The organism is uncultured Lacinutrix sp., from assembly GCF_947500325.1.
Classification (GTDB): domain Bacteria; phylum Bacteroidota; class Bacteroidia; order Flavobacteriales; family Flavobacteriaceae; genus Lacinutrix.
The window spans coordinates 34005-42572 of sequence record NZ_CANMRQ010000026.1 but is presented as its reverse complement, the minus strand read 5'-3'; the positions used below and the strand labels follow the sequence as shown (position 1 = coordinate 42572).

Below are 8568 nucleotides of genomic sequence, written 5' to 3'. Positions count from 1 at the left end.
ACTAGCACTTTGATCTTGAACATACACAGAGCGAATGTTTTTAACACTTTTAGAAGCGTGTTTTACTGCTTTTTTTGTTGCATCTTCCCAACTTTTATCAGAGTTTGATAATACTTCAATAACTTTTAATACTGCCATAATTTTTATTTTTAATTAAATGATTAGTATAAAGCTACGACTATTTAGTCAAATTTTATTGATTTATAAAACCTAAGCAATATAAATATACGATAAAGTGGTGTTTTTTTTCGATTATCCGTTTATCGCTTCTACCGTGTTTACTTTTCCTTTAAGCATTTCTTTAAGCATATTTTCAATACCATTTTTTAAAGTAAATGTAGAAGAAGGACAACCGCTACATGCTCCTTGTAGGATTACTTTTACGGTTTTTGTTTGTTCATCATAAGATTCGAATTGAATATTACCTCCATCACTTGCTACAGCAGGTTTAACATATTCTTCTAATATATTCACTATTTCTTTAGAAGTATCATCTAAAGTTTCAAAATGAGCATCTATTTTTTCAGTAGTATTTTCAATAACTTCAGGAGCACTTGCAGAAACTATTTCTTTTCCATTTTCAATATAAGTTCTAATAAACTCTCTTAGTTCATTTGTTATTTCTTGCCACTCAGCAACATCGTATTTAGTAACAGATACGTAATTTTCATCAATAAAAACACTTTTTACAAAAGGAAGGTGAAATAATTCTGTTGCTAAAGGCGAGGGTTTTGCTACATCAATTGAAGTGAATTCGTATGCAGCAGTTACTAATTTTTTATTGGCAACAAACTTTAAAACAGAGGGATTTGGCGTGCTTTCAGCATAAACAGTAACAGGAACTTTCTTAGTGTTATCCGTATTTTCAACAACAGTTCCACCATTATTTAGATACTCTTCAATTTGTTGAGCAACTTCTGACTGAACATCTTTCCATTCTACAATATTGAAGCGTTCAATAGCAACAAAATTACTAGTGAGATATACTTTTTTTACAAAAGGTAAATAGAACAATTGTTGCGCTAAAGGTGATGATTTAGCTTCATCGATATTATTAAATTCGAAGCTTTGGTGCTGTGTAATAAATTGATTTAGTTCAAATTTGATTATAGTATTATTTGAAGTTTCTTGTATTGTAACTTTATATGGAGTCATTTAGCTTTAAATTTTTTACAAAAATACTAAAAGAAAAGTAGAGGAATCAATATATATGCTAATTAATGAAAAGTTCAATTCGTCTAAAATTTTAGCTTTTTTGATAAATCCTTTTTATATTGCTAGCTTTAACTTTTGTGGGTTTAATTATATAAACTAAATCTTTATATTTGGCAAAATATAATTTATTCGACAAAAAAGAGTTAATAATACCAATGGCTTGAAGTTTAGAACCAATATCTACTTTGAAAATAAACATTTTATGAGATTACAAAGGTTATTTATGTTAGCAGTTTCTGTGTTTTTATACAGTCAAATTGCTAAGGCGCAGGAAGGTCTTCCTATTTATTCTGATTACTTAACAGATAATTATTACTTAATTCACCCATCAATGGCTGGAGCAGCTAATTGTTCTAAAATTAGAATAACTGGACGTCAACAATGGTTTGGTGATGATAATGCACCCGCTTTACTTACTGCAAGTATTAATAGTAGAATAGGAGAGAGTAATTCTGGAATTGGTGCAATCGTATATTCTGATAAAAATGGATTTCATTCTCAAACAGGAGTATATTTGACTTATGCACACCATATTTTATTTTCTAGAAGTACTACAGATTTAAACCAATTGTCTTTTGGTTTAAGTGCAGGAGCTTTGCAGTATAAGTTAGATGAGACAACGTTTCTGCAAGATGGAGATAATGATCCATTAATTGCTGGAATTGAGCAATCTGCAACAGAATTTAATGTTGATTTTGGCTTTTCATATAACTTATATAATTTTTACGCACATGCTACAATAAAAAACTTATTGAATAATGATGGTGTGAATTTTAATAATAATGCAGATGGTCTTAATTTTAATAATTTAAGAACTTATCTAGTCTCTTTAGGTAATACGTTTAGTAATTTTAATAGTGATTGGAGTTTTGAACCGTCAGTAATGTTTATGTATAGAGAAGCTACAGAAGAAGCTTCTTTCGATATTAATGTGAAAGCATACAAGGCAATGGATTTTGGTAAAATTTGGGGAGGATTATCTTATAGAAGAAGTTTAGATGGTGCCGAATTTCAACAAGGATCTGGTGTAAGTAGTCAAAAATTACAATATATTACTCCACTTTTAGGTGTTAACCTTAATAACTTTATGTTTGCCTATACATATAGTTATCAGTCTAATTCGGTAGTGTTTAATAATGGAGGGTTTCATCAATTAACATTAGGTTATAACTTTGGTTGTGCTAAGGAGCGTTACCATTGTAATTGTCCTGCAATTAATTAATGTAAATAATACATATAAAAAAGCCTCGATTAATATCGAGGCTTTTTTATTACAATTAAAATGGAGATTATTCCCATTTGTAATTTTTGTTTTTTGCTTGTTTTTTTATGGCTTTAATCATGGCGCTTTCTAAACCATTATTATTACTCTTTTGTTTTGAAATAAAAACTTTACGTTTAGCATTTAATTCTTGAATTTTTTGCTGAATAGTTTCACGCTCTTTTTTCTTTTGTTTTATGTGTTTTTCTATTTCAGTTTTATTTTTTCCTTTTAATTCGGATGGTAACTCGCTCAGTTCAATTTCTTCTAATTTAAAGTTTTCATCATCAGATGCATCTACTAAATCCCATGATTTATTTTTATATAAGTGAGAACTCTTACTAACAGTTCTACTTACAGCATTTGCATTACTATATTCTTTTGCATTGCTATCTTGATCTGCTTGTAATTGCATTTTTGAAGCGCCTATATTACCATACGCGACATAAGTATTATTTAGTTTCTTATTAAATTCTAAAATTTCATCATCGTATGGAGAAGAAACATAATATGTTTCCCTATTATGATTAATTGCCATATAATCGCCATGAGCATTATCTGCTCCATCTTTCCAATAACTAGAAATACCTTGATTATAATCACCGCAAAAAATAGTGTTTACAGTAATATCATTATTATGTGCTTTTTTAGTAGCTTCTTTATAATTTACTTTACCCTGAGTAAAAGGTTCGTTTCCTGCTATAAAAATGAGCCTTAAATCTGTTTTGTTTCCTTTCCAATCTAACTGATCAATTGCAGTGTTAATAACGTGGCCACAGTATTCATTTCCTCCTTTGGTAGTTAATGAAAATAGTTGTTTTGAAATTTCATCCAAGTCATCGCTAAAGTTTATAACTTGACGAATGTAACCTTCGCTTCCATTTAAATTATCATTACCATATTCGTATACTGCTATTTGTAAATTAGGTTTGTCATCATCACATTTAGCATAAGATAATTCATTTACTATTTGCCATAACTGTGCTTTCGCTTGATCTATTAAACCATCCATACTATTGCTAGTGTCTAATAATAAGGCAACTTTAATAGAATGTTTTTTAGGTTTGTGAGCGTCTTTTGTTGCAGTATTAATTACATATCTGTCATTTTCTTTTTTGTTGTTGGCATTACAAGCAGATATTCCTAATGCCATTAGAGCTATAAAGCTCATTTTGATTGCTATTTTCATAATTTATATTAATTTAAATTTAACCGATATAGATGCTATTAGTTTTATTTTTCTAAAATCAGGAGTTTTGTAGTAATCATTTTTTGAATCTGAATTATAAATACGACTTGAATTACCACGAATTTTAATAGAATTATTAGCAAGGAAATTGAGGTTATCATTGCTGTCTTCTTTTATATGTATTGCTTTGCCAATTTTTTGATTTACAGCATTTGCATAATCTGAAGCTTTTGTTTTTGCTACTTTAAGAGCTTCGATTTTATTTTGTCTCCGTAGATTTTCAATGTCTGAATGACTTATTTTTATTATGGATGTGTTTGAAATCTCTAGAGTGTCACATACTCTATATACTTTACTTAGAGATTCACTATCGCTAACTAAGAGTTCTAAATACTTAATTTTTGAAACTTCATTTTTAGCTAAAAACCTTTTTAGATAATTACCAGTATAATCTTTCACCGATAATTGTTTATCTGTATCTATTCCAATTGATTTAAGAGATGAAATAAGTTGTTGTTCTTGCTTTTCAATACTAATTTTACCTCTTTTATCATTTTCATTTAAAACAATACTAATCGTAATTTCATTTGGTGTTATTTCTGTTTCAACTTTACCTGTAACATCAATATATGGCTCGTCTATAAAGTTTTTTTGCACATTTTGAGAGAATAAAAAGATAGTGCTAAACAGAAAAATTTGGATGGATATAATTATTTTTTTCATAATCTTAATTTTCTAGTTTTAATTCTTTTACATTAATATTACCTTGATCTGAAACCATAAAAAATTTATTTTTAATGACTTCTTTGGGTTCTGGTTTTTCTTCTTTTGGTTTTTCTGTGTACTGTAATTTTATTTCCATACCAATTTGAATAACGGGTTCAACAATTGAAGGGTTAATAACAATGTCATATGCTTTAAAAGATAATGGTTCGTAATAGTAAGAGGTTTGTTTTTTTGCTTTAAGAACTCCTTTTTTCTTCTTTAAAGCTTCCATAGAAATACTATTAAAAGCTTGATAGTTTTTATAAAATTCTTTTGGAAAATAACAGTATTTAATATCTGCTATAGTAGGTTTGTAGTTCGATAAATCAAAACCTAGATCTTCATAAAATTTTTGTTTTTCTTTTAGAGTTTTTAATATTTCAGCCCTAAGTTTTGTATATACAGTTTCAATATTATCAATGAAATAATCAACCTTAACAAGATTATATACTTCATTTTTTGCAAAAGCAGATAGTATTTTTTCAAATTGATTAACCTTAGTGAATTTTACATGAATATTTTGTTGTAATTCAAAGCCTTTAGGGACTTCATGATATTTTTTACTGAATAATTTGCGCTCAACAACTGTTTCGTATACAGGAACAAAAGAAATAACATCAATTACAAAGTCTTTTGATGGAACACCTATTGAGACTAATTCATTTTTAATTTTATTCACAGTCTCATTCATTAGTCTATTCGTGTCTTCACTTGTTTCTCCAATTTGTACGACATTAAAAACAGCAGTGTAGGCATCTGCGACAACATTATTTAAGGCTTTTACATCTATAGATATTTGAGCATTAGGTGTTAATGTTTGGCGCCTAAAACGGTTAATGTTTTGATCATAAATATTAGCGTTTCCTAAACTTTCGGAGCTCATTACATTTTGTCTTGAAATAGTTGTAGCATTACCTTTAATTTGGGCAAAGGTTATTGTGCTTACAAATAGAAATACTAGATGCATTTTTGTTTTCATATAATTTTTATTTGTTATTAAATCTGGGTAAACTTAAAATCAACTTAGTTTTAAAAAAAACGATAATGAGTAAGCCTTGTTTTTAAATGAGTGAATAGTCTATATGATTGAGTAAACAAGTAGAAATAGTAACATTTAAACTTATAATTTGAATGTTTCGGTTTTAATATGCCAACTAAAGTGTGTAAGTTTATCCTTTAGAAATATTAATGAATACAAATAAATACTACATATTATTCTTAATCTGTGCTTTAAGTTTTATCAAACTTGATGCTCAGAACGATGAAATTAATGACAATAAAGTCGAAGATATATATTATACCATTAAAGGATCTGTTAAAGAAAGTGATACAAAAGAACCAATACGAAATGTAAATATTCAAGTTAACGGAGGTAAATACACGTCTACAGATAGAGAAGGAGACTTTAGGATTGAAGCTAGAATAGGAGATGAGCTTATGGTTAGTCATAAAGATTTTCAAACGGTATACCATACTATAGATAGTGGAGATAGAATAGCAATAGAAGTACAACCTAATTATAGTCCTGTACAGACTAAAAAATATAAACGGAATAATTCGTTTAATAGTTTAATTGACTCTGCTAAGTTTTATAGAAAAAAATCTGCAGAAAAAAGTGTTCAATTCATTACTGAAAGTATAAAGAATAGCACATCTGTTAAACAAAATGCAGAAGCTTTCGAAACACTTGCAGATATTTATATGCATTGGAAACAGTATGATTTGGCTATTACTAATTATAGAATAAGCCTTAATAACTATAATTCTAATGATGTTAAATTGAAACTGGCTGAAGCTTATATGAAGAATAAAAACTTTCAAGAAAGCTTAACTGTTTATAATAGTTTGAATAAATCTAATTTATCAAATTATCAAACAGTAGAATTGTATGAAGGACTTGGTGATGTTAATAGATCTATCAAGGATTATAATGCCGCTATAGATGCTTATAAAACAAGTTTAAATATTGCTAGACAGAGTTTTATTACGCCAAAAATCACCGATTTAAATTCCAAGTTAGCCCAGACATATGGTGAGAGTGGATCTAAGGGTGAAGCCAAAATTTATTTTAAAAACTCCTTAGATTTAGCATCTCAAGAAAATAAAACTAGAGCAATAAAAGAAAAAATTACAGTTGCAGATTTTAATAATTCTAATGCAGATTATGAAGAAGAAATTCAGTTAAGAAAAGAGGCTATTCCTCAAATTCAAGATATTGAAACCGATTCTATAATTGAAAACGAAAGCGATTTTACAATACAAAAACAAAATTATAAAATAGGTAATGCCTATTATCTTCAAAAGGATTATAGTAATGCTATATCTTACTTAGAAAAAAGTATAGAAGAAGCAGATAAACGAGAAGATCTAGATGTTGAAAAAGATGGAAAACGTAAATTATTTGAAGTGTATGAAAATGCTGGTGATTTTGAGAAGGCAAAAAAAGCATTCGATGATTATACTGAGACTTTAGATGCTTTATATGCAAAAAAAGATCAAGAAATTATACATGCAAAACGTTTCGCAAAAAAACTTTCTGATAATGAAAATCGTATTATTTTATTAAAAAAAGACCGTGAACTATCAGAAAGTAAATTTGAAGCCACAGTTGAACGTAACAAGAGGCAAAAAATAACAATATACTCGCTAATTGGAGGATTATTACTCTTATTATTAATAGCCTATTTAATGTATAAATACATTAAACAACAAAAAACAGCAAATAATTTATTAGCATTAAAGTCATTAAGAAGTCAAATGAATCCTCATTTTATTTTTAACGCACTCAATTCGGTAAATAGTTTTATAGCTACTAACGACGAACGTACTGCTAATAAATATTTAAGTGATTTTTCAAAACTTATGCGTGCTGTTTTAGAAAATAGTGAAGAAGACTTTATACCATTGCAAAAGGAAATTGAGCTTTTAGAATTGTATACTAAGTTAGAGCATTTTAGATTTCAGGATAAGTTTGATTATAATATAACTGTTGATGATACTATTAATGTTGATGATTTTCAAATACCTCCAATGTTATTACAACCATATATTGAAAATGCAGTTTGGCATGGACTACGTTATAAAAAAGAAAAAGGAATTTTAGATATTTCTATAGTTAAAAAAGAAAAAGAAGAAATAGCAATTACAATTGTAGATAATGGTATTGGGCGTGAAAAATCTAGAGCACTAAAAACAGAGAATCAACAAAAACAAAAGTCGAAAGGTATGGGTAATATTAAAAAGCGTGTGTCTATTTTAAACGAAATGTATAAAGATAAAGTTGATGTGTTTATAGACGATTTCCAGTCTGAAGGAGATATAGGAACTAAAGTAGTAGTGACTTTAAAACGAGATTAAATGAAATTAAAATCGATAATAGTAGAAGACGAAGAAACAAGTAGAGAAATTTTAAAAAATTATCTCAAAAAGTATTGTCCTAATGTTGAAATTAAGGGTGAAGCTGCTAATATAAATGAAGCTTTAGAACTCATTAGAGGCCAAGACTTAGATTTAGTCTTTTTAGATGTAGAAATGCCTTATGGTAATGCTTTTGATTTGTTAGATAAAGTTGGCGATCGTAATTTTGAAACAGTTTTTGTAACGGCATATAATCATTATGCTATAGAAGCTTTAAATGCACATGCGTCGTATTATTTAATGAAACCTATTGCTATTGACGATTTGATTAAAGCAGTCGATTATGTCGTAGAAATTAAAACAAAAGAAGATGCTTTACAAGATCAAGTTTTAGTACCAAAAACAAGTAAAAATGTTGATGGTAAAATTACGATACCACAACAAGATGGTTTCGAAATTATTAGTATAGCAGATATTTTATTCTGTAAAGCTGATGATAATTATACTGAGATTTACCTTAATAATAATAAACGTAAAATAGTAAGTAAAACATTAAAACACTTTGAAGAAACACTTAAAGGGTCAAGTTTTGCTCGTGTGCACAAGAGTTATTTGGTAAATGTGAATGAAGTTGTGAAATATGTAAAAGGAAAAGGTGGAAGCGTTATATTAAGCAATGGAAAAGAAGTGATGGTGTCACCATCAAAAAAATCTGAATTATTATCTTACTTTAAATAATAAAATTCCTGAGTAAGCAGGAATTCCATAAAAGAAAACAAGA

At 28.2% G+C, this 8568-nt stretch carries 8 protein-coding genes; 3 read left to right on the top strand and 5 right to left on the bottom strand.

Annotated elements, in window-relative coordinates; translation table 11 throughout:
• A partial coding sequence (locus tag Q0997_RS18535; RefSeq protein WP_299891743.1) for a dodecin family protein occupies window positions 1-138 on the bottom strand: 138 nt, incomplete at its 3' end.
• 114 nt (window positions 139-252) lie between these two features.
• Complete coding sequence (locus Q0997_RS18530; protein WP_299891737.1) at window positions 253-1155, bottom strand: NifU family protein; 903 nt, start codon at window positions 1153-1155, stop codon at window positions 253-255.
• 262 nt (window positions 1156-1417) lie between these two features.
• Here Q0997_RS18530 and Q0997_RS18525 point away from each other — a divergent pair, with 262 nt between their 5' ends.
• Window positions 1418-2437: a type IX secretion system membrane protein PorP/SprF gene (locus Q0997_RS18525; protein ID WP_299891735.1), complete on the top strand. Its 1020-nt coding sequence runs from the start codon at window positions 1418-1420 to the stop codon at window positions 2435-2437.
• A 67-nt stretch (window positions 2438-2504) separates the two neighbouring features.
• On the opposite strand, the gene Q0997_RS18520 is transcribed toward Q0997_RS18525, so the two are convergent.
• Genes Q0997_RS18520 through Q0997_RS18510 form a run of 3 tightly spaced genes read right to left on the bottom strand, consistent with a single transcriptional unit; the run spans window position 2505 to window position 5409 of the window.
• Window positions 2505-3665: a VWA domain-containing protein gene (locus tag Q0997_RS18520; protein ID WP_299891733.1), complete on the bottom strand. Its 1161-nt coding sequence runs from the start codon at window positions 3663-3665 to the stop codon at window positions 2505-2507.
• Between the two features lie 3 nt (window positions 3666-3668).
• Entirely contained in the window at window positions 3669-4388 is a 720-nt protein-coding gene (locus Q0997_RS18515; RefSeq protein WP_299891731.1) for an SIMPL domain-containing protein, read from the bottom strand.
• A gap of 4 nt (window positions 4389-4392) precedes the next feature.
• Complete coding sequence (locus tag Q0997_RS18510) at window positions 4393-5409, bottom strand: SIMPL domain-containing protein (RefSeq protein ID WP_299891728.1); 1017 nt, start codon at window positions 5407-5409, stop codon at window positions 4393-4395.
• A gap of 209 nt (window positions 5410-5618) precedes the next feature.
• Between Q0997_RS18510 and Q0997_RS18505 the strand changes: the two genes are divergently transcribed.
• Together Q0997_RS18505 and Q0997_RS18500 are read left to right on the top strand one after the other, a co-directional pair.
• The gene (locus tag Q0997_RS18505) at window positions 5619-7787 is read left to right on the top strand and encodes a histidine kinase (protein WP_299891726.1); all 2169 of its coding nucleotides are present in this window, start codon (window positions 5619-5621) and stop codon (window positions 7785-7787) included.
• Window positions 7788-8525, top strand: a complete 738-nt coding sequence (locus tag Q0997_RS18500; RefSeq protein WP_299891723.1) for a LytTR family DNA-binding domain-containing protein — start codon at window positions 7788-7790, stop codon at window positions 8523-8525.
• Window positions 8526-8568: the final 43 nt, after the last annotated feature.

Coding starts and splice junctions, on each gene's coding strand:
- Q0997_RS18525 (WP_299891735.1), top strand. CDS start 1,418: ATGAGATTACAAAGGTTATTTATGTTAGCAGTTTCTGTGTTTTTATAC.
- Q0997_RS18530 (WP_299891737.1), bottom strand. CDS start 1,155: ATGACTCCATATAAAGTTACAATACAAGAAACTTCAAATAATACTATA.
- Q0997_RS18510 (WP_299891728.1), bottom strand. CDS start 5,409: ATGAAAACAAAAATGCATCTAGTATTTCTATTTGTAAGCACAATAACC.
- Q0997_RS18515 (WP_299891731.1), bottom strand. CDS start 4,388: ATGAAAAAAATAATTATATCCATCCAAATTTTTCTGTTTAGCACTATC.
- Q0997_RS18500 (WP_299891723.1), top strand. CDS start 7,788: ATGAAATTAAAATCGATAATAGTAGAAGACGAAGAAACAAGTAGAGAA.
- Q0997_RS18520 (WP_299891733.1), bottom strand. CDS start 3,665: ATGAAAATAGCAATCAAAATGAGCTTTATAGCTCTAATGGCATTAGGA.
- Q0997_RS18505 (WP_299891726.1), top strand. CDS start 5,619: ATGAATACAAATAAATACTACATATTATTCTTAATCTGTGCTTTAAGT.